Source organism: Brevundimonas sp. AVps31 (assembly GCF_058681355.1).
In genome coordinates this window covers 2,969,719-2,994,002 of record NZ_CM178736.1, presented here as the reverse complement: position 1 = coordinate 2,994,002, position 24,284 = coordinate 2,969,719, and the positions used below count along the sequence as shown (strand labels likewise).

The 24,284-nt window shown below is 68.9% G+C and carries 21 protein-coding genes and 2 tRNA genes; 14 read left to right on the top strand and 9 right to left on the bottom strand.

The genetic code is table 11. The features are described 5' to 3' along the window. Window positions 1-72 precede the first annotated feature (72 nt). A tRNA-Cys gene (locus tag ACW174_RS14595) sits at window positions 73-146 on the bottom strand. 117 nt (window positions 147-263) lie between these two features. On the opposite strand from ACW174_RS14595, the gene ACW174_RS14590 reads away from it, so the two are divergent. The 6 genes from ACW174_RS14590 to ACW174_RS14565 all read left to right on the top strand — a co-directional run bounded on the left by ACW174_RS14590 (window position 264) and on the right by ACW174_RS14565 (window position 7,319). Beyond that, window positions 264-893 carry a protein-L-isoaspartate O-methyltransferase family protein gene (locus tag ACW174_RS14590; protein ID WP_492015154.1) on the top strand — a complete coding sequence of 210 codons (630 nt, stop codon included), beginning with the start codon at window positions 264-266 and terminating at the stop codon, window positions 891-893. Between the two features lie 129 nt (window positions 894-1,022). After that, complete coding sequence (locus ACW174_RS14585; RefSeq protein WP_492015153.1) at window positions 1,023-2,525, top strand: TolC family outer membrane protein; 1,503 nt, start codon at window positions 1,023-1,025, stop codon at window positions 2,523-2,525. A 146-nt stretch (window positions 2,526-2,671) separates the two neighbouring features. Next, entirely contained in the window at window positions 2,672-3,316 is a 645-nt protein-coding gene (locus ACW174_RS14580; protein WP_492015152.1) for a DUF2497 domain-containing protein, read from the top strand. Window positions 3,317-3,402: 86 nt separating this feature from the next. Then, window positions 3,403-6,132 (top strand): valine--tRNA ligase, encoded by a 2,730-nt coding sequence (locus tag ACW174_RS14575; protein ID WP_492015151.1) that lies wholly within the window; start codon window positions 3,403-3,405, stop codon window positions 6,130-6,132. Beyond that, entirely contained in the window at window positions 6,129-6,863 is a 735-nt protein-coding gene (locus ACW174_RS14570; RefSeq protein WP_492015150.1) for a TlyA family RNA methyltransferase, read from the top strand. The genes ACW174_RS14575 and ACW174_RS14570 overlap by 4 nt, the downstream gene beginning before the upstream one ends. Before the next feature lie 111 nt (window positions 6,864-6,974). Beyond that, a complete protein-coding gene (locus ACW174_RS14565) occupies window positions 6,975-7,319 on the top strand; it encodes a hypothetical protein (protein ID WP_492015149.1) in 345 nt (114 codons plus the stop codon). 106 nt (window positions 7,320-7,425) lie between these two features. On the opposite strand, the gene ACW174_RS14560 is transcribed toward ACW174_RS14565, so the two are convergent. After that, the gene (locus ACW174_RS14560; protein WP_492015148.1) at window positions 7,426-8,046 is read right to left on the bottom strand and encodes a glycine zipper 2TM domain-containing protein; all 621 of its coding nucleotides are present in this window, start codon (window positions 8,044-8,046) and stop codon (window positions 7,426-7,428) included. Between the two features lie 156 nt (window positions 8,047-8,202). On the opposite strand from ACW174_RS14560, the gene ACW174_RS14555 reads away from it, so the two are divergent. Continuing rightward, a complete protein-coding gene (locus ACW174_RS14555) occupies window positions 8,203-9,450 on the top strand; it encodes a class I SAM-dependent RNA methyltransferase (RefSeq protein ID WP_492015147.1) in 1,248 nt (415 codons plus the stop codon). On the opposite strand, the gene ACW174_RS14550 is transcribed toward ACW174_RS14555, so the two are convergent. Continuing rightward, the gene (locus tag ACW174_RS14550; protein WP_492015146.1) at window positions 9,447-10,301 is read right to left on the bottom strand and encodes an alpha/beta hydrolase family protein; all 855 of its coding nucleotides are present in this window, start codon (window positions 10,299-10,301) and stop codon (window positions 9,447-9,449) included. The genes ACW174_RS14555 and ACW174_RS14550 overlap by 4 nt on opposite strands. Window positions 10,302-10,358: 57 nt before the next feature. Next, on the bottom strand, window positions 10,359-11,432 hold the full coding sequence (locus ACW174_RS14545) for a PA0069 family radical SAM protein (RefSeq protein WP_492015145.1): 1,074 nt from the start codon (window positions 11,430-11,432) through the stop codon (window positions 10,359-10,361). A 107-nt stretch (window positions 11,433-11,539) separates the two neighbouring features. Here ACW174_RS14545 and ACW174_RS14540 point away from each other — a divergent pair, with 107 nt between their 5' ends. Next, window positions 11,540-12,316 carry a hypothetical protein gene (locus tag ACW174_RS14540; protein ID WP_492015144.1) on the top strand — a complete coding sequence of 259 codons (777 nt, stop codon included), beginning with the start codon at window positions 11,540-11,542 and terminating at the stop codon, window positions 12,314-12,316. 3 nt (window positions 12,317-12,319) lie between these two features. Here ACW174_RS14540 and ACW174_RS14535 read toward each other — a convergent pair. The 3 genes from ACW174_RS14535 to ACW174_RS14525 all read right to left on the bottom strand — a co-directional run bounded on the left by ACW174_RS14535 (window position 12,320) and on the right by ACW174_RS14525 (window position 14,466). Beyond that, window positions 12,320-12,404 (bottom strand) — tRNA-Leu (locus ACW174_RS14535). 49 nt (window positions 12,405-12,453) lie between these two features. After that, complete coding sequence (locus tag ACW174_RS14530; protein ID WP_492015143.1) at window positions 12,454-12,714, bottom strand: hypothetical protein; 261 nt, start codon at window positions 12,712-12,714, stop codon at window positions 12,454-12,456. A 183-nt stretch (window positions 12,715-12,897) separates the two neighbouring features. Continuing rightward, window positions 12,898-14,466: an amino acid permease gene (locus ACW174_RS14525; RefSeq protein ID WP_492015142.1), complete on the bottom strand. Its 1,569-nt coding sequence runs from the start codon at window positions 14,464-14,466 to the stop codon at window positions 12,898-12,900. 191 nt (window positions 14,467-14,657) lie between these two features. Here ACW174_RS14525 and hrpB point away from each other — a divergent pair, with 191 nt between their 5' ends. The 5 genes from hrpB (at window position 14,658) to ACW174_RS14500 (ending at window position 20,506) form a co-directional block, all read left to right on the top strand. Beyond that, on the top strand, window positions 14,658-17,081 hold the full coding sequence (gene hrpB, locus ACW174_RS14520; protein ID WP_492015141.1) for an ATP-dependent helicase HrpB: 2,424 nt from the start codon (window positions 14,658-14,660) through the stop codon (window positions 17,079-17,081). A 170-nt stretch (window positions 17,082-17,251) separates the two neighbouring features. Continuing rightward, complete coding sequence (rpsB, locus tag ACW174_RS14515) at window positions 17,252-18,178, top strand: 30S ribosomal protein S2 (protein ID WP_492015140.1); 927 nt, start codon at window positions 17,252-17,254, stop codon at window positions 18,176-18,178. A gap of 107 nt (window positions 18,179-18,285) precedes the next feature. After that, a complete protein-coding gene (gene tsf / locus ACW174_RS14510) occupies window positions 18,286-19,224 on the top strand; it encodes a translation elongation factor Ts (protein ID WP_492015139.1) in 939 nt (312 codons plus the stop codon). Window positions 19,225-19,356: 132 nt separating this feature from the next. Then, complete coding sequence (locus tag ACW174_RS14505) at window positions 19,357-20,037, top strand: hypothetical protein (protein WP_492015138.1); 681 nt, start codon at window positions 19,357-19,359, stop codon at window positions 20,035-20,037. 64 nt (window positions 20,038-20,101) lie between these two features. Beyond that, on the top strand, window positions 20,102-20,506 hold the full coding sequence (locus ACW174_RS14500) for a hypothetical protein (protein WP_492015137.1): 405 nt from the start codon (window positions 20,102-20,104) through the stop codon (window positions 20,504-20,506). Here ACW174_RS14500 and ACW174_RS14495 read toward each other — a convergent pair. Further along, complete coding sequence (locus tag ACW174_RS14495; protein ID WP_492015136.1) at window positions 20,503-21,396, bottom strand: NAD(+)/NADH kinase; 894 nt, start codon at window positions 21,394-21,396, stop codon at window positions 20,503-20,505. The two genes, ACW174_RS14500 and ACW174_RS14495, sit on opposite strands and share 4 nt — an antisense overlap. Window positions 21,397-21,408: 12 nt before the next feature. Continuing rightward, window positions 21,409-22,395, bottom strand: coding sequence for an SPFH domain-containing protein (locus ACW174_RS14490; RefSeq protein ID WP_492015135.1), 987 nt, complete (start codon window positions 22,393-22,395; stop codon window positions 21,409-21,411). A 233-nt stretch (window positions 22,396-22,628) separates the two neighbouring features. Between ACW174_RS14490 and ACW174_RS14485 the strand changes: the two genes are divergently transcribed. Then, a complete protein-coding gene (locus ACW174_RS14485; protein WP_492015134.1) occupies window positions 22,629-24,242 on the top strand; it encodes a M20/M25/M40 family metallo-hydrolase in 1,614 nt (537 codons plus the stop codon). Window positions 24,243-24,284 lie beyond the last annotated feature (42 nt).

Here is a 24,284-nt window from a genome sequence, read left to right as displayed (position 1 = left end):
GCCTGAAGCAGACGCAAACGATCGCGCCGGAGCGGCGGCGCGTCGGGGTGCGGGCTGAGGAGATTCTCGCGATGGAGGCCTGAGCCGGAATCGAACCGGCGTACACGGATTTGCAGTCCGCTGCGTAACCACTCCGCCATCAGGCCGTAGGGGCCTTGGAGACCAAGCCAACCATCGCGAGGCGGGTTCGCTATCAGATCGGATTGTCCGCCGCAACGCACAGACCTATAAGCGCGCAAGTTTTCAGCAGGATTCTTCCCCCAATGGATTTCGCCGCAGCACGCAAGGTCATGGTCGACAGCCAGGTCCGGGTGAACGATGTCACCGACCGCGCCCTGCAGGCGGCGCTTCTGGCGACCCCGCGCGAGCGCTTCGTTCCCACCGAGCGCGCCTTTTCCGCCTATGCCGAGATCGAGCCGGAAATCGCCGGCGGCCGCCGCCTGATGCTGGCCCGCGACCTGTCCAAGCTTCTGATGGCGCTGGGCGCCAAGCCGGGCGAGCGCGCCCTGGCGATCGCCGGCCCCTATGCCGCCGCGGTGCTGGCGCGCATGGGCCTGAACGCCACGGCCCAGGAATCGGACGCCGCGGTGTTCGAGGTCGTCGGCGTCGCCCTCGCCGATGAAGGCGTCGCCGCCGTGGTCGCCCCGCTGTCGACGCCGACGGGCGAGGGCTATGACATCATCATCTCCGAAGCCGCCGTGCCCGGCCGGCCCGAGGCCTGGCTGAAGGCCCTGTCGGTCGGCGGGCGTCTGGCCGTGGTCGAGCGCACCGGTCCGGGCGGCAAGGCCGTGCTGTACATGCGTGGCGAACAGGGCGTATCGCGTAAGGAATTGTTCGACGCCGCCCCGCCGGTGCTTGCGGAATTGGCGCCGGAGCCCACCTTCGCGCTGTAAGCCGGCTCTCCCGACGGAGCGCCGGTCTTCGTGCGTGAAAAAAACTTAACTGGCGCGGGCGCAAACCGTCACGCATCAGGCCTTGGGCAATGTAAGGGCGCGTCTCCCCCGCGTCAGGCAGGAACAATCATGTTGAACCGTTCGCGCGCGCTCACCTCGGTCGCCGTCATCGCTATGGTCACCGGCATCAGTGCGCCCGCCTGGGCCGAGACGCTGCAGGAAGCCCTGGCGCTGGCCTACCGCACCAATCCGTCGCTGCTGGCCCAGCGCGCCAACCAGCGCGCGCTGGACGAGAGCATCGTTCAGGCCCGCGCCGGCCTGCGCCCGACCCTGGATGTGACGGTCAGCGGCTCCTACAGCCGCACCGACTCGCCGGTCACCGGCACTCCGCCGTTCCAGCAGGGCGGCCTTGTCGAGAGCGACAGCGCCTCGGCCACCATCGGCGTCGGCCAGAACCTCTGGACCGGCGGCCGCATCGGTCACGCCATCACCGCCGCCGACGCCCAGATCCTGGCGGGCCGCGAGAACCTGCGCGACACGGAACAGAGCGTCCTGGCGCTGGTGATCCAGTCCTATGCCGACGTGATTCGCGACACCGAGATCCTGAGCATCCGCGAGGCCAACCTCGGCGTGCTGCGTCGCCAGCTGGACGAAGCCAGCGCCCGCTTCGAGGTCGGCGAGATCACCCGCACCGACGTGGCCCAGTCGGAAGCCCGCCTGGCCCAGTCCGAGGCCGATCTGGCCAACGCCCGCGCCCAGCTGTCCGTCTCGCGCGCCGCCTATGCCGCCGTCGTCGGTCAGTCGCCGGGCGATCTGGCTCCGATGCCGGTCCTGCCGGGCGTCCCGACCGATTTCGACAGCGCCCTGGACGTGGCCCTGATCGACAATCCGGGCATCCGCGCCGCCGGCTATTCGCTGGACGCCGCCGAAGCCAATGTCGCCGCCGCCAAGGCCGAATACCTGCCGTCGCTGCGCGCCACCGCCACCTATGGCGGGTCGAGCGAGTTCGATCGTCTCGGCGACATCGGCGACAACACCCGCCTGACCGCCGGCGCCACCCTGTCGGTGCCGCTGTTCACGGGCGGGCTGAACTCGTCGCGCGTCGCCCAGGCGCTGGAACGCTCCAACGCCGCCCAGATCGCGGTCGAGGGCGAGCGTCGCAACACCCTGCAGTCGGTCAGCTCGGCCTATGCCCAGTCGATCTCGGCCCGCGCCACCCTGCAGGCCGGTCAGGAAACGGTTCGCGCCGCGACCGTCGCCGCCGAGGGCGTGCGTCAGGAGGCCCAGGTCGGCCTGCGCACCACCCTGGACGTGCTGAACCAGGAGCTGGAGCTGCGCAACGCCCAGGTCACCCTGGCCAGCGCCCAGCGCAATGAGTACGTGGCCCAGGCCAATCTGCTGGCGGCCATGGGCCGGCTGGAAGGCGCGGATCTGGTCCCGGCGATCGAAGCCTATGACCCGGCCGCCAACTACAACCGCATCCGCAATCGCGGCGGCCTGCCGTGGGACGGCGTGCTGGAAACCATCGACCGCGTCGCCGCGCCGCCGATCGTTCCGGCCACCGACGTCGAGGACGCGCCCATCGACGCCCAGCTGAAGTCCGAGGTCGTGCAGACCGCGCCGCGCAGCTGATTTCACCGGCTCGCGCCGCTGGGGAAAAACGCCCGTTGATTCCGACGGGCGTTGATGCGACGACATTTACGCGGTGAGGGGTTCCGCTTCTCACCGCATGCAATTCGTTCAGTCCGTACGCACATGCGTTCGCCCGGGATTTCGACATGACCGACCAGACCGCCCAGGAACCGACGATGGAGGAAATCCTGGCGTCGATCCGCCGGATCATCTCCGAAGACGATGCGCCGGCCGAAACCGCCGCCGCGCCCGCGCCGGAACCCACGCCTGCGCCCGCCCCGGAGCCCGAGCCCGCGCCTGAGCCGATCATCGCGGCCGCGCCGCCCGCCTTCGCGCCCGAGCCGGAGCCGGTCGAGGACGACGTTCTTGAGCTGACCGAGACCTATCAGGCCCCCGCCGAGTCGATCGGCGACCTCGACGTCTCCGCGCCTGAGCCCGAGCCTTTCCCCGCCGAGCCGGTCAGCGAATCGGTCTTCGCGCCGCCCCCGCAAATCCACACGCCGGAGCATCCGTCCGTGCCGACCCCGCACTACGACTCGCTCGTCGGTGAAAGCGCCGCCGCCAGCGCCGCCTCGGCCTTCGCCGGTCTGGCCGCCAGCTTCCAGAAGCCGGAACCGGCCCCCGCGCCGCGCGCCGCCGACCTGAATTTCGCCAGCGGCTCGACCGTCGAGGCCATGGTCGCCGAAATGCTGCGTCCGATGCTGAAAGAGTGGCTCGACGCCAACCTGCCGGGCATCGTCGAGGCCGAGGTACGCAAGGAAGTCGAACGCATCGCCCGCTCGGCCGGCTAGCTTCACCTGCGACCTGATCAAGGCTAGATCATTCCGGGGCGGCTCCAGTCGGAGCCGCCCTTTCTATTTTGCTGTAAGACCCCTTCATGCTCGACAAGACCTTCGATCCGAAATCCGCCGAACCCCGCCTGTATGCGATGTGGGAGGATAGCGGCCTGTTCGCGCCCCGCGCCGCCAGCGCCACGGACGGCGCGGCCGACGCCTATTCGATCGTCATTCCGCCGCCGAACGTGACGGGGTCGCTGCACATCGGCCACGCGCTGAACAACACCCTGCAGGACATCCTGGCCCGCTATCACCGGATGAAGGGCAAGGCCGTGCTGTGGCTGCCCGGCACCGATCATGCGGGCATCGCCACCCAGATGGTGGTCGAACGCCAGCTGGCCGCCGCCGGGAACGCCGGGCGGCGCGAGATGGGCCGCGAGGCCTTCGTCGACAAGATCTGGGAATGGAAGGCCGAGTCGGGCGGGACGATCGTTCGCCAGCTGCGTCGCCTTGGGGCCTCCTGCGACTGGAGCCGCGAACGCTTCACCCTCGACGAGGGGCTGAACGCCGCCGTCCGCAAGGTCTTCGTCCAGCTGCACAAGGACGGCCTGATCTATCGCGACAAGCGGCTGGTGAACTGGGATCCGCATTTCCAGACCGCCATCTCGGACCTGGAGGTCGAGCAGCGCGAGGTCGAGGGCGCCTACTGGCATTTCGCCTATCCGCTGGCAGACGGCGTCACCTACGAACATCCGGTCGCCTTCGATGACGAGGGCAAGCCGACCGAGTACGAAACGCGCGACTACATCGTCGTCGCCACGACGCGCCCGGAGACCATGCTGGGCGACACCGGCGTGGCCGTGCATCCGAAGGACGCGCGTTACGCGGGTCTGGTCGGCAAGTTCGTGACCCTGCCCATCGTCGGCCGTCGCATCCCCATCGTCGCCGATGACTATGCCGACCCGACCAAGGGCTCGGGCGCGGTGAAGATCACCCCGGCGCACGACTTCAACGACTTCCAGGTCGGCAAGCGCGCCGGCCTGCCGTCGCTGAACATTCTGGATTCCGAAGCCCGGATCACCGCCGCCGACACGCCGGACGTCCCGGCCGAGTTCGAGGGCGTCGATCGCTTCGCCGCGCGCAAGGCCATCGTCGCCCGCGCCGAGGAAGAGGGCTGGCTGAAGGAGATCGAGAAGACGAAGCACGCCGTCCCGCACGGCGATCGCTCCGGCGTGGTCATCGAGCCGTGGCTGACGGACCAGTGGTACGTCGACGCCCACACCCTGGCCCAACCGGCCATCAAGGCGGTGGAGCAGGGCGATACCGTCTTCGAACCCGCCAGCTATTCGAAGATCTATTTCGAATGGCTGCGCAACATCGAGCCGTGGTGCATTTCGCGCCAACTCTGGTGGGGTCACCGCATCCCCGCCTGGTACGACGCTGACGGCAACATTTTCGTCGCCGAGACGGAGGAGGACGCCCTCGCGCAGGCGGGCGGCAAGCCGCTGACCCAGGACGAGGACGTGCTCGACACCTGGTTCAGCTCGGCCCTGTGGCCCTTCTCCACCATGGGCTGGCCCGAGAAGACCGAGGATCTCGAACGCTTCTATCCGACCAGCGATCTGGTCACCGCCGCCGACATCATTTTCTTCTGGGTCGCCCGGATGATGATGATGGGACTTCACTTCATGGATGAGGTTCCGTTCAAACGGGTCATCATCAATGGCCTGGTCCGCGACGAGAAGGGCCAGAAGATGAGCAAGTCGAAGGGGAACGTCATCGACCCCCTCGGCATCATCGACGAGCTGGGCGCCGATCCGCTGCGCTTCACCATGGCGATTCTGTCGGGTACGCGCGACATCAAGTTGTCGAAGCAACGCATTGAAGGCTATCGTAACTTCGGCACCAAGCTGTGGAACGCCGCCCGCTTCAGCCAGATGAACGAGGCGCGCCGCGTCGCGGGCTTCGATCCGGCCACGGTGCAGCAGTCGATCAACCGCTGGATCCGGGGCGAGCTGACCCGGGCCGAGCGTCAGGTGTCGGACGCCATCGAGGGCGGCCGCTTCGACGACGCCGCCTCGGCCCTGTACCGCTTCGTCTGGAACGTGTTCTGCGACTGGTATCTGGAACTGGCCAAGCCGGTCTTCCAGGGCGTGGACGAGGCCGCCAAGGCCGAGACCCGCGCCATGACGGCCTGGACGCTGGATCAGACGCTGAAGCTGATGCATCCCGTCATGCCCTTCATCACCGAGGAGCTGTGGGACCAGTTGGCCGGAGACGGCGCGCCGCGGGACGAGGCGACCCTGATCGGGGCGTCGTGGCCGGTCCTGCCGGACAGCTTCATCGACGCCGCCGCCGACGCCGAGACCGGCTGGCTGGTCGATCTGGTCACCGACATCCGCCAGCTTCGGGCCGAGATGAATGTGCCGCCGTCGGCCAAGCCGCCGCTGACCTTCGTCAAGCCGTCGGACGTCAATGCGCGCCTGATCGACCTGCACCGTCCGCTGATCCTGACCCTGGCCCGCGTGTCCGAGGTGTCGGTCGCCGACGCCCTGCCGACCGGTGCGGTGTCGCTGGTCATCAATGGCGATACGGCGGCCCTGTCGCTGGCCGGGATCATCGACCTGACCGCCGAGCGCGCGCGTCTGGTCAAGGAAATCGCGGTCTTCGACAGCGACATCGGCCATGTGAACAAGAAGCTGGGCAACCCCAATTTCGTGTCCCGCGCCGCGCCGGACGTCGTTGACGAGCAACGCGAGAAGCTGGCCGAGGCCGAAGCCGGCAAGGCCCGGATGCAGGCGGCCCTGGCCCGTCTGGACGCGATGGGATGAGGAAGGCCCGGCTGGACCAGCTTCTGGTCGCCCGCGGTCTGGCCGAGAGCCGGGCCCGGGCCGTGGCCGCCATCGACGCCGGCGGCGTCACCATCGACGGCCGTCCCGCGCGCGCCGCGTCACAATCCGTGTCGAACGAGGCGGTGATCACCTTCGTGGAGGCCCATCGCTTCGTCGGCCGGGCCGCGCTGAAGCTGGATCACGCCCTCACCCTGTGGCCGGTCGTGGTCGAGGGGCGGACGGTGCTGGACGTCGGCGCCTCCACCGGCGGGTTCACCGAAGTCTGTCTGGAGCGCGGCGCGGCCCACGTCTGGGCCGTCGACGTGGGGCAGGGGCAGCTTCATCCGCGCATCGCCGCCGACCCGCGCGTCACCAATCTGGAAAAGACCGACGCCCGCGAGCTGACGCCGGAGTTGATCCCGGACGCGCCCGCTCTGATCGTCTGCGACGCCAGCTTCATCGGCCTGTCGAAAGTCCTGCCCGTCGCCCTGGCCCTGGCCGCGCCGGGCGCGGACCTGGTCACCCTGGTGAAGCCGCAGTTCGAGATGGACACCCGCGCCGACGTCGGCCGGGGCGGGGTGGTCAAGGACGAGGCGGCCCGTCAGGCCGCGCTGACCCGCGCGGCGGACTGGATCGCCTCGCGCGGCTGGACCGTCCAGGCCACCGCCGAAAGCCCGATTACGGGCGGCGACGGGAATGTCGAATACCTGCTCTGGGCCAAACGCGACTGACCCGGCGCCCGGCGATACGAGCTTTCGCGTAACAACGGTTGCTATTTGACTTAACACTCGCATAGGTAGCTTGCCCGCTCGATCCTCGACCGGGCTTCGGGAGGGCTACTCATGGCTACGGGCAATACGCTTCACATCATCAATCACTTTGAATACCCCATCACCGTCTACGTCGGCGGGGACGACTGGAACTGCTGCGATGCGCCGCTGCCGAACCAGAAGGTGGGCTATGTCCAGCCGCAGGGCGTGATCGATCTGGGCTACTGTCGCAAGGACGGCCACGGCTGCAATGGTCGGCAGGGCCAGTTCCAGCTCGAGATCAACAGCGGCATGACCGTGGATCTGAACTTCGACGCCGACGGCAATATGGCCGAGCCCAGCGCGACCTCAGGTTGCCAGGCGGCGGTGTCGCCCGGCCCCGGCAGCACCTATAATCTGATCGTCTACGCGGGCTGATCGTACCGCCTCAAAAGGAAAAGCCCCCGGTGGATTTCTCCACCGGGGGCCTCCGCCACATCGCCGATCGACAGGGGGGCTGAAAATAATCGGCGACGCGATCTCGTCAGTAGCCGTTGCAGACTTCCTCGTAGCGGGACACCAGACGGCCGTTCCAGTCACGGGTCCGGGTCTCGACCGTGCGGCAGCCGTAGCGGTCGCTGCGATAGCCCGACCGGTCGCCGTAACCGTAGCGGTCATCCTGGCGGTAACGGTCATCGTAGCGCGTGTCGTAGCCACGATCCTGATAGTAGCCGTTCGAGGCGTAACCGTCGTAGCGGTAGTCGCTGCGGGCGTCGTAGCGATCGCAATCGCGGGCCGAGTCGTTGCCGATGGCCCCGCCGACGACAGCGCCCAGGACGCCGCCCAGAATGCTGCCCTCGGTCCGGCGACCGCGCGCCGCGGCTTGCGAACCGGCGACGGCGCCGAGCCCGGCCCCGATGGTCGCGCCGGCGGCGCGGCGCTGGCCGCGATCACTGCGGCAGTAGTCGTAGCTGTCGCGATAGCGGTCGTCGTAGCGATCGCTGTAGCCACGATCTCCGTAGTTCTGGCCGTAGTAGTCGTACCCGCCCCGGTCACCCTGATAGGTGTAGGATTGGGCGGAGGCGGCGGCGGGGACCAGCATCAGTCCGGCGGCCGCGACGGCGGCGGCGCCACAGGCGGTCTTGCTGGCGAAAGAGGCGAACATCGGCGTCATCCTTGGTGGTTCAAACCCGACGACCCAACGAACCGGCCCCGTGTCTGTTGCATCCCTTATGACCGGCTCAAGCTGAACGGCCTTTGATCGCGCCGTTCATCTTCGTTCATGTTTCGCGGTCGCGCGGTTTGCCTCTAGAAGCGCCGGATGACGGAAACACTGACCATCGCGCGCGTGGGCGGGCAGGGCGACGGGATCGCCCAGACCCCGGCCGGGCCCATCTTCGCCCCCCTGACCCTGCCGGGCGAGACCGTGCGAGGCGTGGTGCGGGACGGCCGACTGGAAGAGATCGAGATCGTGACGCCGAGCGCCGATCGCATCGCGCCGGTGTCGCCGCAGTACGGCGACTGCGGCGGCTGTTCGCTGCAGCACTGGGCGACCGGCCCCTATCTGGACTGGAAGCGCGAGCAGGTGCGGCTGGCCCTGGCCCGCGAGGGGATCGAGGCCGACATCGGGGCCACGATCGCCGTGGCGCCGGGCACGCGGCGCCGTCTGGCCCTGCACGCCCGGCCCGGCCCCGACGGCGGCGCCATCCTGGGCTTCAAGGCGCGCAAGAGCTGGCGGCTGGTCGAGGTGACGAGCTGCCCCGTCGCCGATCCCCGGCTGGTCGCCGCCCTGCCGGCGCTGGCCAGGGTCGCCGCGCCCTTTCTGGAACATCCCAAATCCGCCCCGACCCTGCACGTCACCCTGACGCTGGACGGTCTGGACGTGGACGTCACCGGGGTCGAGCGCCGCTCGGGCGGAGGCCTGTCCCGCGACGCCCAGATGAAGGCCATCGAAGCCTCGGCCGCCGCCGATCTGGCCCGGCTCAGCCTCGCGGGCGAAACCCTCGTGATGGCGCGCCAGCCCCGGGTCCAGTTCGGCCCCGCGACCGTGCCCGTCCCCCCCGGCGGCTTCCTGCAGGCCGCGCCGCCCGCCGAACAGGCCATGGTCGACCTGGCCGTGGGGGCGGTGAAGGGGGCGAAAAAGATCGCCGACCTGTTCTGCGGCGCCGGGACCTTCACCTTCCCGCTGGCGACGGTCGCGCCGGTGATCGCCGCCGACGGCTCCGCGCCTGGAATCGCGGCGTTGAAGGCCGGGTTCAAAACGGCCAGGGGCATCAAGGCCATCGACGCCCAGGCGCGCGACCTGTTCCGCCGCCCGATGGACCCTTATGACCTGCGCGGCTGCGACGCCATCGTGCTGGACCCGCCCCGCGCGGGGGCGCTGGACCAGATCCGGCAGATCGCGCTCAGCAAGGCCACGACGGTCGTCTATGTCTCCTGCAACCCGGTCACCTTCGCGCGCGACGCCCGCCTGCTGCTGGACGCCGGCTACCGGCTGGAGCGCGTCACCCCGGTCGACCAGTTCCTGTGGTCGGCGCATGTGGAGCTGGTCAGCGTCTTCCGACGCTAGCGCAGCGCGGCCTGCAGACGCGCGGTGAAGTCCGGCTGGCGAGCGACATCGGTGTGGCCGGCGCGCGGGAAGACGAGGCGCTCGACCGTATTGCCCTGCGCCTCCAGCCGGCGGGCCAGGGCGCGGCTGAGGGCCGGGGGCAGGGTGTCGTCCCTGCCGGCCTCGATCACGACGATCTTGCCGGGGTAGCCGCGCAGGGAGGCGGGCACGTCGATCTCATTCATCGCCGGCGCGAGGGTCACGCGCATGAAGGGCCGCATCAGGCCGACCTGATTCTCGACCGTGGCCCGCGCTCCCGGCGTCGTGGTTTCCAGCACCAGCAGATCGGCGTGGGCGCGTTGGGCCGCGCCGGCGCAGACGATGCCGCCCAGCGAGTGGCCCCAGACGATCAGCTTGCGGCCCTCGGCATCGGCCTGACGCCGCGCCTCATCGGCCACGACCTCGCCCACGGCGCGGAAATTGGCGAAATTGTCCAGCCCGGCCGTGTCGCCGTAGCCGGGATAGTCGAACATCAGCGCATCGCCGAACGGGGCCAGCACCTGCGCCCGGTAGCCGCCCGCGGCGGCGCGGCGGAACATGTTGCCGCCGCAGAACAGGATCAGCGGCCGTCCCGTATCGGCCGTGCGGATACGGGTCGCGCCGATCGGGCCTTCGGCATAGCGCAGGGCGAGGGTCTCGGCGCCCGGCGGCGGCGGATCAGCGGGCAGGGTGATGTGGTCCTGCGCCAGCCGGGCGTCGGGCCAGAAGAAGGCGCGCTCCGGCACATCGACCTTGATGCAGCCGGTGAGGACCAGTCCGAGGGTCAGGGCGGCGACCGTCGTCGCGCCGCGCCGCGTCATTCGAAATGTCATTCCGCCCCCCAGGCCCGGCCGCAGTTCGCAGGCGAACTGAGCCCTTGTCCAGCCCGTTCACGCCGCGTCGAACAGATCCATCTGTTTCCGCGCAGACCCCGGGACCCGGAAGCGGCTCTCGTCCAGCTGATGCCGGGGCGCGTCGAGGCCGTAGCGCTTCACCGCCGCCTTGAAGCGGGCGCCGATCAGTTCGGCGACCGGTCCCGTGCCCTTCATCCGCTGGGACCAGTCGGCGTCATAGTCCTTGCCGCCGCGGGTCTGGCGGATCAGGGACATGACCCGCGCCGCACGGTCGGGGCGGGCGTCGGCCAGCCATTCGCGGAACAGATCCTTGATCTCCAGCGGCAGGCGCAGCGTCACATACATGGCCGTCGTCGCCCCGGCCCTGGCCGCAGCCTCGAGAATGGCCTCGAGCTCATGATCGTTGAGACCGGGAATGACCGGCGCGAAGCCGACGCCCACGGGCACGCCCGCGTCGGCCAGCCGGGAAATCGCCTCCAGCCGCTTGGCGGGGGTGGAGGCGCGGGGCTCCATCGCGCGCGCCAGGCCCCGGTCCAGGGTGGTGATGGAGACGAAGGCCGAGGCCAGTCCGTCCCGCCCCATGGGCCCCAGGATGTCCACGTCGCGGGCGATCAACACCGATTTGGTGATAATGCTGAACGGATGATTGAACCGCTGCATCACTTCCAGGATGGAGCGCGTGGATTTCAGCTCCCGCTCCACCGGCTGATAGGGGTCGGTGTTGCCGCCTATGTGGATGCGTTTGCAGACGTATCGCGGCTTGCAGAGTTCCTGCTCCAGCAGACCTGCGGCGCCCGGCTTGAAGAAGATACGGCTCTCGAAATCCAGGCCCGGGGATAGGCCCATCCAGGCATGGGACGGACGGGCGTAACAGTAGATGCAGCCATGTTCGCAACCTTTGTACGGGTTGATGGACCGGTCGAAACCGATGTCCGGACTGGTGTTCTTGGCGATGATCGTCCGGGCCGCCTCGGGCGTCAGGGTCGTGCGCAGCGGCGCCGTTTCCGCGTCCTGATCGGTCCATCCGTCATCGAAGGCCTCAACCGTCTCCGGCTCATGGCGCCCGGTCGCATTGGATCGCGCACCCCGTCCTTTCGCTGTCTCGGCCATGGGGGAACGATACGCGAGAATGAGAACAGATCAAGAACGTTTTCCCTGATCTTTCCCAACCGACGCACGACGGCTAAGCCTGTCCCGAAGCGTCAGTGGGGGATGATATGAAACCGGTTCTGTTCATGGTGACGGCCGCGGCCGTCGCGTTGATGGCGAGCGAGATCCAGGCCCAGACCACCCCCGCACAGGTTATCGAGGCCAATCAGGCGCTCCTTGCGGCCATCGAGCAGGCCAGGTCCGGCGAACAACTGCCCGTTCTCGCGGTCGCGGGGACGGCCGGCGCGGTTCGAACCGCCTATGACGTCAGCGCCCTGGAGGGCGGTGACGCGCTGGCGATGGAGCAGTTGATGCCGCTCTGCGCCGCACCGATCCGGTCCATGATGGGCTATATGTTGTTCGGGCTGTCGCCCGCCGACGTGCAGGGTAGTCCGACAGACGCCGTGATCCTGAAGATGAATGAGAACACCCTTCGTTATCAGGACGAAGCATCGCTCGCGATGCGGTTCAGCCTGCGCTGCAATGCGGTGTTGCTCAGCAAGTTCAGCGGCGTGGTGGACGGCCTGTCGGAGGCGGAAAAGACCCCGACCCGCCGCGCCGGTGCGGCCCAGGCGCGGGGCGGCGCGGTTCAGACCTACACCGGCGTGCTGATGATGGCGGCCGAGCCGACGACGCGGGCGGCGAACCGCGAGATTGTTCTCGATGAAGCCGTCGCGCGCGCCGACGTCTACGCAGGCCTGATGTCCCCGGACCAACGCCGCGAAGTCATCGCGCGGCTCGACGCCATCCTGCCCGCCATCACCGACGCCAGTGTCCGGCTGCGCTTCGGACAGATCCGGACGGCCATGACACGGACCGACTGCGGAGGGCTGTGCGCCTTGTAGGGATGGTGCGGATGAGAGGACTCGAACCTCCACGCCTTGCGGCGCTGGAACCTAAATCCAGTGCGTCTACCAGTTCCGCCACATCCGCAAAGGTCCGCCGCCGGTCCTAAGGGGCAGGGGCGCGTCGGGCAAGAGGCTCAGTTCAGCAGCATGCGGACAGCGGCGCCGGCGACCACGGAAAAGATCACCGCCACCCGACCCGGACGAAGCACCTGACCCCGCAGGCCGGAGCCGTTCCGGTCGATGAAGTTGAGCAGGACGATGACGCCCGCGGCGGCGACCGCGGCCCACAACAGGCCTTTCGTCACGGCGACCCCGAACGGGATGGACCCGACCGTCAGCAGGAAGACGGCCAGCAGGCCGCCCCCGAAAGCAGATTCCTGCCAGTCCGCATGCATGATGTGTTCCCCCCCGAGAAGACGCCACGCGACGATGAATCGCCCCCTCGAGTCAAGGACAATCCACGCCGGGGGCGATCCACGATCCTGAATCGGCGAACAGGGATCGGAATCGTCGCATCCCGGGACGAAAAAGGCCCGGGATTGCTCCCGGGCCTTTCCGTTTCAGCGCTGATCCGTGGATCAGGTCGTCGCCGGCGGCGGCGGCAGATCGCTGTCCTGCTCGTGGACCTCGACACTGCCCCGACCCAGGTGGCTCTTCCGGATGCCGTACAGGAAGTAGATCACCAGACCGACAGCACCCCAGATCGGCAGCACCATCTTGGCGTCGTGCGGCAGGTTCCAGAACAGGAAGGCGCAGCCGAGGGCCGAGAGCGGCGCAATGACGTACACCAGCGGCATCCGGAACGGGCGCGCGCGGTTCGGATCGGTCCGACGCAGCACGATGACCGCGATGGACACCATGAAGAAGGCGAACAGCGTGCCCGAGTTCGAGATGTCGGCCAGCTGACCGACCGGGAACAGGGCGGCGCCGATGGCCACGGCCACGCCGGTGAAGATGGTCACGACGTAGGGCGTCTTGAACCGCTTGTGCATCTTGGTCAGGCCTTCCGGCAGCAGACCGTCACGCGCCATCACGAAGAAGATGCGGGTCTGACCATAGATCATCATCAGGATGACCGACGGCAGGGCCAGCATGGCGGCGACGCCGAGGGCGTTGCCGACCTGCTCATGACCGATGACGCGCAGCACGTGGGCCAGGGCCTCGTTCGAACAGACCAGACGCTCGCTGTTTTCCGTCAGGGCGCAGGCGGCGACGAAGGCGGGCGAACCCGGCTGCACGGCCGAGCCGTCGATGCCGAGCACCGGCTGGGCGCCGATGGCGCCGGCGGCGCCCAGGGCGACCAGCAGATAGAAGACCGTACAGAAGGCCAGCGAGCCGATCAGGCCGATCGGGACGTTCTTCTGCGGGTTCTTGGTTTCTTCGGCGGCGGTCGAGACCGCGTCGAAGCCGACGTAGGCGAAGAAGATCGAGGCCGCGGCGCCGACGACGCCCATGCCCGAATAGGCGCCGAACGCCCCGTTGGGCGCGAAGGGCGACAGGTTGGCCGACTTGATGACCGGCAGGGTCAGGACGATGAAGACCACCAGGGCGACGACCTTGATCAACACCAGGACGGCGTTGACGCGGGCCGATTCCGTGGTGCCCAGCACCAGCAGACCGGTCACGGCCAGGGCCACGAGGATGGCCGGGACGTTGACGATGCCCGCCGAGAAGTCCGGCGACGGAATGAAGCCGTTCATGGACCAGGTCGGTCCGGCGGAAAGCAGGTCAGGGAAGTCGAAATGCAGCCCCTGTTCGATCAGGCCCAGCACATAGCCCGACCAGCCGACGGACACGGCCGAGGCCGCGACGGCGTATTCGAGGATCAGGGCCCAGCCGACGCACCACGCCAGCAGTTCGCCCATCACGGCATAGGTATAGGTGTAGGCCGAGCCCGACACCGGGGCCATGGCCGCCAGTTCGGAGTAGCAGAGCGCCGCCACGGCGCAGACGGCGCCGGCGATGACGAAGCTGAGCATCATGCCCGGGCCGGCCTTTTGCGAGGCGGCGGCCGTCAGAACGAAGATCCCGGTGCCGATGATGGCCCCGATCCCCAGAAGTGTGAGTTGGATCGGACCCAGCGACCGATGAAGCGACTTCTTCTCGGCCGTGGCCAGAATCGCGTCTAGCGATTTAACGCGCCACATAAATTACCCCTCCGACGTTTGAGCAGCCCTCTCGCTGCTTTGCGGCGGACGCTAGCGGGGCGAAGGACCGGTGGCAACGCGGTTTCCGAAGCGTGAACCTGCGACGACGCTTTCGTGACCCGGCCCGTTGCGGCTAGACCCCAGCATTCATGGCGCGACGATCGCGCGATGCGCGATTTGACCGCAGGCCCATGCTTCCGATCCATTCTGTTCTCGAGCCCCTGAAGGCCGCGTTGCGGGACGGCAATGTCGCCGTGCTGGCCGCCCCGCCGGGGGCGGGCAAGACGACGGTCGTACCGCTGGCGCTGCTGGATCAGCCGTGGCGGGGCGACGGCCGGGTGCTGGTGCTGGAGCCGCGACGTCTGGCCGCGCGCGCCGCCGCCGACCGGATGGCCGCCGCCCTGGGCGAGCAGGCGGGCGGAACGGTCGGCTATCGCACCCGACTGCAGAGCCGAATCGGCCCGAAGACCCGGATCGAGGTCATCACCGAGGGCGTCTTCACCCGCATGATTCTGGACGACCCGGGGCTGGACGGCGTCGTCGCGGTTCTGTTTGACGAGTTCCACGAGCGCAGTCTGGACGCCGACCTCGGGCTGGCGCTGGCGCGTGAGGCGCAGGGCCTGTTGCGCGACGACCTGCGGCTGCTGGTCATGTCGGCGACGCTGGACATCGCCGGCGTGTCCCGGCTGCTCGACGGCGCGCCGGTGATCGAGGCGGAGGGGCGGATGTTCCCGGTCGAGACCCGTTACCTGGGTCGCAACCCCGCCGAACACCTCGAGGACGCCGTCGCGCGCGCGGTGCGGGGCGCGCTGGCCGATGAGACCGGCTCCATCCTCGTCTTCCTGCCGGGGCAGGGGGAAATCCACCGCGTCGCCCGGGCCCTGGGCGATCGGCTGCCCGCCAACGCCGACGTGGTCCCGCTGTACGGCGGACTGGACAAGGGCGAGCAGGATCGCGCCATCGAGCCGCCGACCTCCGGCCGTCGCAAGATCGTGCTGGCCACCTCGGTCGCCGAGACCAGCCTGACCATCGAGGGCGTGCGCGTGGTCATCGACGGCGGCCTGTCGCGCGTGCCCCGGTTCGAGCCGTCCAGCGGCCTGACCCGGCTGGCCACGGTCAAGGTCAGCAAATCCTCCGCCGAACAGCGCCGGGGGCGGGCCGGGCGGGTCGAGCCCGGGGTCTGCTACCGCCTGTGGGATGAGGAGCAGACGCGCGGACTGGTGGCGCACCAGCGGCCGGAAATCCTTGAGGCGGACCTGACCGCCTTCGCGCTGGATCTGGCCCGGTGGGGCGCGCGGTCGCCGGACGGGCTGGCCCTGCTGGACCCGCCGCCCGCCGGCGCCTTCGCCGAGGCGCGCAAGGTGCTGGTCCGCCTCGACGCCCTGGACGCCGACGGCGCCCTGACCGACCACGGCCACCGCCTGACCCGCATACCCCTGTCGCCCCGGCTGGCGCATATGGTGGCGGTCGCGAGCGATCAGGACGACGCCCTGCGCGGCGCGTGCATCGCCGCCGTCCTCAGCGAGCCCGGACTGGGCGGCAGCGGCGTGGACCTGTCAGAACGCCTGCGCGGCCTGGATCGGGAGATCGACCGTTCACCGCGCGCCCGTGATGCGATGAAGCTGGCCGACCGCTGGGCGAAGGCGGCGGGAAACGGGAAGGGGGGTCGCGCCGACCCCGGCGCCCTGCTGGCGGAAGCCTTCCCGGAGCGGGTCGCCAGGGCGCGCGGCAAGCCGGGGGAGTTCCTGCTGGCCTCGGGGCGCGGCGCCTTCCTCGATCCGACCGACGTCCTGGCGCGCGAGCCCTGGCTGGCGGTGGCGGAACTGGGCGGGGGAGACGCGCGTGACCGCATCCGTCTGGCCGCGCCCGTGGACCTGTCCGATCTGGAGCATCGGCTGGAGGTCGAGGACCGACTGACCCGCGAACCCTCGGGCCGGATGGTGCTGAAGCGCATCCGCCGGATCGGCCCCATCGTCGTCGATGAGAAGATCATGGGGGCGCCGGACCGCAAGGCCATCACCGCCGCCCTGAAGGCGGAGGTCGAGGCGGACGGGCTGAAGGCGATCCGCTGGGGCGATCGCGCCTCGGCCCTGCGCGCCCGCCTGGCCTTCCTGTCGGCGCTGGAGGACGGCTGGCCGGACATGTCCGATGCGGGCCTGTGGGCCGAACGCGAGACCTGGCTGTGGCCCTTGCTGGACACGGTGCAGTCGCTCGGCGCCCTCGCCGACGGAGCCCTCGCCGACGGCCTGCGCGCCCTGATCCCGTGGGACCGTCAGCGCGCCCTGAACGACCTCGCGCCGGAGCGGCTCGAGACCCCGCTGGGCTCCGCCGCCATCGACTACGCCGCCGAGGGCGGGCCGCGCGTGGATATCCGGGTGCAGGAGCTGTTCGGGGTGCGGATCCACCCGACGGTCGGCCGGGGCACGCCGCTGACGCTGGCCCTGCTGTCGCCGGCGCGCCGTCCGATCCAGCTGACCCGGGACCTGCCGGGCTTCTGGGCCGGGTCCTGGAAGGATGTCCGCGCCGACATGCGCGGCCGCTACCCCCGCCACCCCTGGCCCGAAGACCCCGCGGTCGCCGCGCCGACGAACCGGGTCAAGCCGAGAGGGACCTGACGGCGAAGGCCGCGCTTGCTATTTCGGCCCATCCCGCCTAGAAGCCGCGCGCACTTCGCACGTGGGCGTGGCGCAGCCGGGGGACAAATCCCCGACCGCACCATTCCGAGGGTCCAGCCGGATCTTTAAAACGCCCGCGCAACGTCTATCGGAAAAAGGAATACCCGATCATGGCTCTGCCTGAATTCTCCATGCGTTCGCTGCTCGAAGCCGGCGCCCACTTCGGTCACCAGACGCACCGCTGGAACCCGAAGATGGACCGCTACATCTTCGGCGCCCGCTCGAACATCCACATCATCGACCTGTCGCAGACGATGCCGCTGCTGCACCAGGCCCTGGTCGAAATCCGCAACGTCGCCGCCAAGGGCGGTCGCGTCCTGTTCGTCGGCACCAAGCGCCAAGCGTCGGACCCGGTGGCCGAAGCCGCCAAGCGTTGCGCCCAGTACTATATGAACAACCGTTGGCTCGGCGGCACGCTGACCAACTGGAAGACCGTTTCGGGCTCGATCGCCCGCCTGCGCGAACTGGACGCCCTGCTGGAGTCCGGCGGTGAAGGCCGCGTCAAGCGCGAGCTGCTGAGCCTGCAGCGCGAGCGTGACAAGCTGGACGCCTCGCTGGGCGGCATCCGCGACATGGGCGGCATCCCCGACATCATGTTCGTGATCGACACCAACAAGGAAGCGATCGCGATCCTCGAGGCCCGCAAGCTGAACATCCCGATCGTCGCCATCCTGGACACCAACTCGGATCCGGACGGCATCACCTTCCCGGTCCCGGGCAACGACGACGCCGCCCGCGCCATCCAGACCTATTGCGATCTGGTCGCCGACGCCGTCCTCGACGGTCTGGCCGCCGGCCAGTCGGCCTCGGGCGTGGACCTGGGCGCCGCCGTGAACCCGGAAGAGCCGATGCTGCGCGAGGCCTCGGCCCCGGTCGCCGCTGACGCCGCCCCGGCCGGCACTGAAGACGTCGCCGCCGAGCTGGAAGCCGCTGCCGAACCGGCCGCCGCTGAAGAGCCCGCCGTCGCCGACGACGCCGCGCAAGCCGCGACTTCGGACGCCAACGACGCCGTCGAAACCGAGAAGGCCGCGGTCTGAGGATCGCACCGCGGCTTTCAGACGAAAGCCGTGCGTTGAACTGACACACGGCCGGGGCACAACACCCCGGCCGTTACCGCATACAAAAGACCCCAAGGAGAATTCTCATGGCTGAGATCACCGCCGCTCTCGTGATGGAACTGCGCGCCAAGTCCGGCGTCGGCATGATGGACTGCAAGAAGGCGCTCCAGGAAACCGACGGCGACATCAACGCCGCCATCGACTGGCTGCGCGCCAAGGGCCTGTCCAAGGCCGCCAAGAAGGCTGACCGCGTCGCCGCTGAAGGCCTGGTCGCCGTGGCCTCGAAGGAAGTCGGAGCCGGTGAAGTCGGCGCCGCCATCGAGTTCAACGCCGAAACCGATTTCGTCGCCCGTAACGAGCTGTTCCAGAACGCCGCCAAGTCGTTCGCCCAGCTGGGTCTCGAGCACGCCTCGGTCGAAGCCCTGCACGGCGCCGAACTGGAAGCCGGCAAGACGGTCCAGGACGAAGTCACCAACATGATCGCCACCATCGGCGAGAACATGCAGCTGCGCCGCGCCGCCCGCCTGTCGGTCGATGAAGGCGTCGTCGCCTCCTACGTCCACAACGCGGTGTCGCCGGGCGTGGGCCGCATCGGCGTGCTGGTCGCCCTGCACGGCGGCGGCGACAAGGCCGCCCTGCGCGAGCTGGGCCGCAAGATCGCCATGCACGTCGCCGCGACCGCCCCGCTGTCGCTGAACACCGACGATCTGGACCCGGCCGCCATCGAGAAGGAACGTCAGGTCCTGACCGAGAAGGCCAAGGAAGAAGGCCGTCCGGAAGCCATGATCGCCAAGATCGTGGAAGGCCAGATCAACAAGTTCCAGAAGGACGTCGTGCTGACCAAGCAGCCGTTCGTCATGAACCCCGACGTGACCATCGAACAGCTGGTCGCCGACACGGGCAAGGAACTGGGCGCCCCCGGCCTGCACCTGGCCGGCTTCGTCCGCCTGGCCCTGGGTGAAGGCGTCGAGAAGGTCGAAGGCCCGGACTTCGCTTCGGAAGTCGCCTCGATGATGGGTCAGTAAGACCGACCGTCCTCCGGGACTGAATGAGTGAGGGTCGGCGGCTTCGGTCGCCGGCCCTTTTTCTTTGCGGCGCCTCTCGCGGGCTCACGCGTTCCACCGCCGCGCCCCGGACCGGCGCGACCGGAGAGCGGCATGCGCGGCCTGGATTTCAGCTCATGGCAGAACGTGCTGACCACGCTCGCGGGCCTGGCCGTGGTGGCGCTGGTCGGCGTCGGCATCCGCCTGCTGGTCATGATGACCGTCCAGCAGCGCCGGGAGCGCATGAACCGCCAGATCAACGAGCGCCTGCGCACCCTGATCGCGGCCTACAAGGTGCTGGGCGGCTCCTTCACCGGCGATCTGACGGTCGACCCCACCCATCTGCGCGACCTGCGCAAACGCGCGGCCGACCCGCTCGCGGCCCTGGACCCCGGTGGATCCGACCGGTCCCGTCGCATCCGCGATACGGTGGAGGCGGCGCTGTCCGACATCATCCTGCTCGGCACCGAGCCGCAGGTCCGGCTGGCCCAGCGCGCCGCGCTTGAACTGGTCGAAGGTCGCCCGGTCCAGACGCATGACCTGGTCGTCTCCCTGCGCGACTTCATCCGCCATGCCCTGGACCTCGATCCCGTTCCCGCGGACCTCATCATTCCGCGGCAGGGCCCGGTGCGCCCCTCGGGATCGGGCGGAGGCGGCGGCAAGGGCGAGAGGGGTGCGGGCGGAGGCGGCGCTGGCGGTGGCGGTGGCGGGGGCGGCATGGGCGGCATGGGCGGCGGCGGCGTGGGGACCGGCGGTCAGGGGGCCGCCGATCCGGACGCGCCGGACACGCGCTGACAACGCCCCTTGGGAATTGCGCCCCTTTTCCTTATGTCGGCGCAGAACGGCAGGAGCGGCGAGCATGAGCGAAGAGATCAGCGACTTCGGCGAGGACGGCGGCGGCTATGACGCCGACGACTGGGCGCGCCTGACGCCCTTCAACGGCCGGATCGCCACGCTGGACGACGTTCAGGCCAAGGTCGCGGTCTTCGCCCTGAACGACACCGCCGATCCCCGCGTCATCGATATGGACCTGCCCCAGCCGGTGATCTGGTGGGAGGAGGGTGGCGAACAGGCGGCGATCGTCGTCCAGGCCGAAAGCCACCTCGGCTCCGAGGGCGAGGAGATGGACGTGCTGGGCCTCATCCTGCCCGACGGTTCGGCCGCAGTGGCCCTGATGGAAGACTGCGACCTGGTCGACGACACCGACCCGGTCTGGCGCAAGCTGGTCGAGGAGGCGATCGACCCCGACGCCGCGACGGACTAGCCGATCACCAGTCGGAGCGATCGGTCGGACGGCCCTACCTGCACCCGCCGGCCCCATTCGAAAACCACAAAGTCCTGTTCGATCCCGTCGGCGAAGATCACGCCGCCTTCGCCCATCCGCGAAATGACGGACAACGGCGTATCGCCCAGCTTGGCGGCCCGCATGGTCGTGCGCGTCGAGACGCTGGGGAAGGGCTCCCGCACCAGATAGACGACGGCCCGCTCCTCCGGCGTCAGCGTCAGCTTCACCCCGGTAGCCTCGCGGATCGACCGGGCCCACCCCGTCATCCCGGTCCCCGACGAGACGATCAGGCCGCTGGAGGAATGCTCCTCGGCGGTCGCACCGTCCTCGATCCGATAGCGAGCCGACTGGTGGCTCCGGTGCCCCACGAAAATCTCGTTCAGCGCCAGAAGGACATCGCCGTTGTCCATACGGGCCTGAACCATGGTCCGGTTCTGCACCCGAACCTCGCCGGCGAAAGTGGCGGGCAGCAGGGCCTTCAAATGTCCCGCCGCGTGGCGCGCCAGCACGCCGTCGTAGCGGTCAGGTGAGGGGTTGATCCCCAGCACCGGCTGGCCGCGCAGGTATTTGGCGACATTGGCGACGAGGCCGTCCTGTCCCACCGCCACGACGATGTCCTCCGGGCCGAACAGGAAGCGGTCGAAGTCTTCCCGGGTCACCAGCGCCTGTCGCCATTCCGACGGCGTCGAGGCGCGGGCGAGCCGAAGGGCGTCGGCGAACGCCTGGTGAGCGTGCTCGACCGCCTCGATCGACTGACCGCGCGCCGCCAGGAAGAACCGAGCCTGCTCCCGTGTGCCGTGACGGGCGATCAACTGCTCGTAGTCGGTCTCCCGCTTCACGAAAACGACCCGGGGGGTGAGGGTGGCCATGGCCGGGTCCGATCAGCCCGCGTCGATGCGGGCGGCCTTGGGCTGACGCAGTTCGCCCACCAGAGCCGCCAGCAGATCCGGCGTGACGTTCAGATGTTCGATGGTGTCCAGCTTGCCTGCAAACTCGCGCGCCGCCAGGCCCAGCAGCACCGCCGGAGCCACATCCTTGTACACATCGACGTGCGCCTGTTCCGCCTCGGCCCGCGCGCTCTCAATGGTGCGGATACGCCCGGCCTCGGCGCCAGCCTCAATCTGGCTGGCCTCGGCCACGCCGGTCGCGCGATTGCGGGCGTTGTCCGCCTCCTCGGCGATCAGCATCTTCTCGCGCCGGGCAAGCTCCGTGCGGTTGGCCAGTTCGTTTTCGGCGATGGCCCGCTCCTTGTCGACCGCGAGGGCGCGACGCTCGAACGTCGCCTCGTCCGCCTTCTGCTGCAAGGCCTCGAAGGTCGGTGTCTGCAGCGCCCGTTCCAGCTCCTTGGACGGGGCAAGGTTGGTCAGCCGCACTGTGACCACGACCACGCCGATATCCGTCAGGGCCGCGGCTTCGGCCAATGTTGTCTCAAGTCGCAGACGCAGGGGGTCGAGACCGGCGTCCAGCAGTTCCCGCACCGGTTTCTCGGCCATGTATTGAAGCACCGTCTGACTCGCCAGACCGTTCAGGCGTGTCTCGATCCGCTGCAGGGGTTCATTCTGGTGCTCGCCGGTCACCAGTCCGATGCTGAAATCGACGCGCTGGGCCAGCAGGTCAGGATCGGCGACGCGCCAGGTGATGGTTCCCTGTACCCCGACATCCTGGAAGTCCTTCGAGCGTCCCTTGACGAAGATGGTCATCTCGCGGTCGTCCATCGGGACTTCCGAGATGCTGGCGCTTTCGGGCATGAACCAGAAGGTCAGACCTCGACCGGACCGCGCCGGCTTGCCGCCATGAAAGCGGATGACGTGGCTGGACGCCTCGCTCCGGAGCTGGGCGAAGAAGCCGAAATTCCTGATGTGCGCCATTCGTCTCGCCTCATTTCCGAACCCGGAGTCCTCTCCGTCTTGCCGAGGATTGCGACCCAGCCCCGGGCCTGTCAACGACTTTTGCTCACAGTGAGTATATTTATTTGGCCGAAGCTCGGGCAGGGCGTTGGACGCAGCCCGCGACGGACTGACGCGCGAGCGACGTTCTTCCTTTGCACTACGGCCGGGCTTGGGGTCCTATCGCCGCCGTTCCGTGATTCAGGGGAGTTTTCATGCGTCTTGCCGCCTTGTTGTCCGCCACCGCGATTGCGTTGACGGCCGTTCCGTTCGCCACGTCCGCGCTGGCCCAGTCGCCCGATCTGGTCGCCGTCAACGGCATCATCGATCAGGGCCTGAACCACAGCGAGGTGATGAACACCGCCGCTTACCTGACGGACCGGATCGGCGGCCGCATGACCAACTCGCCCCAGATGCGTCAGGCCGAGACCTGGACCGCCCAGCGCTTCCGCGACTGGGGCCTGACCAATGTCCGCGCCGACCCGTTCGACTTCGGCCGCGGCTGGTCGGTCGTCCGCTCCAGCGCCCGCATGACCGCGCCGCGCCCGCTGGACCTGCGCGCCATTCCCATCGCCTGGACCCCGTCCACGCCCGGAACCGTCAGCGGTGAAGTCGTCGTCGCCCCGATGACCAGCGCCGGCGACTTCGCCAAATGGCGCGGCAAGCTGTCGGGCAAGATCGTTCTGGTCTCGCGCCCCACCGCCGGCTCCGAGCCGACCGATCCGGCCTTCCGTCGCCTGACGGACGAGGACCTGCAGAACGCCGACACCTACAACATCCCCAACATCACGGCGCCGTCGACCGACAGCCTGCGCGGGCCGGACTTCGCCCGCCAGTTGGACGCCTTCCTGCAGGAAGAGGGGGCGCTGGCCTGGGTTCGCATGTCGCAACGCGACGGCGGCCTGCTGCACGGCAACGGCTCGGGCTATCGCATGGACGACCAGCGCAAGACGCCGGGCATGGAGCTGGCGGCCGAGGACTATCGCCGTCTGGCCCGCCTGGCCCTGACGGACGACGCCAAGCCGACGCTGGAGCTGATGAGCGAAGTCCGCTTCCACGAGGAGGACACCAACGCCTACAACATCCTGGCCGACATCCAGGGCACCAGCCGCTCGGGCGAATACGTCATGGCCGGCGCCCACCTGGATAGCTGGGCCGCCTCGGACGGGGCCGTGGACAACGCCGCCGGCAGCGCCGTGGTCATGGAGGCCGCCCGCATCCTGCGCGCCATGAATGTGCGTCCCAAGCGCACCATCCGCTTCGCCCTGTGGAGCGGGGAGGAGCAGGGGCTGTGGGGTTCGCTGGCCTATGTCGACAAATACGTCGCCACCCGCGCCCCGCTGGGCGACGCCGCCCTGGACGCTCTGCCGAACAACCGCACCTGGCGTCAGCGCTGGCCGATCCAGCCGCGCGCGGGTCACGGCGATCTGGTCGCCTACTTCAACCTGGACAACGGCTCGGGCAAGATCCGCGGCATCAATGCCGAGGGCAATGTCGCCGCCGCCCCGATCTTCCAGGACTGGCTGACCCCGTTTAACGCCATGGGCGCCACCACGGTGTCGATGCGCACCTCGGGCAGCACCGACCACGTCTATATGCAGACGGTCGGCGTCCCGGGCTTCCAGTTCATCCAGGACCCGCTCGACTACGGCGCGCGCCTGCACCACACCTCGATCGACAGCTATGACCATATGCGGGCCGAAGACCTGCGTCAGGCCGCCGTCATCCTGGCGTCCTTCCTGCTGAACGCCGCCAACTCGGACGAGCCCCTGCCGCGCATGCCGATGCCGACCCGGCCGACCGCAACCGACCCGTTCCCGCTGCAGTAGTCGGACTGGTCGAAGACTGAAAGAGAGGGCGTCGCGGCCAAG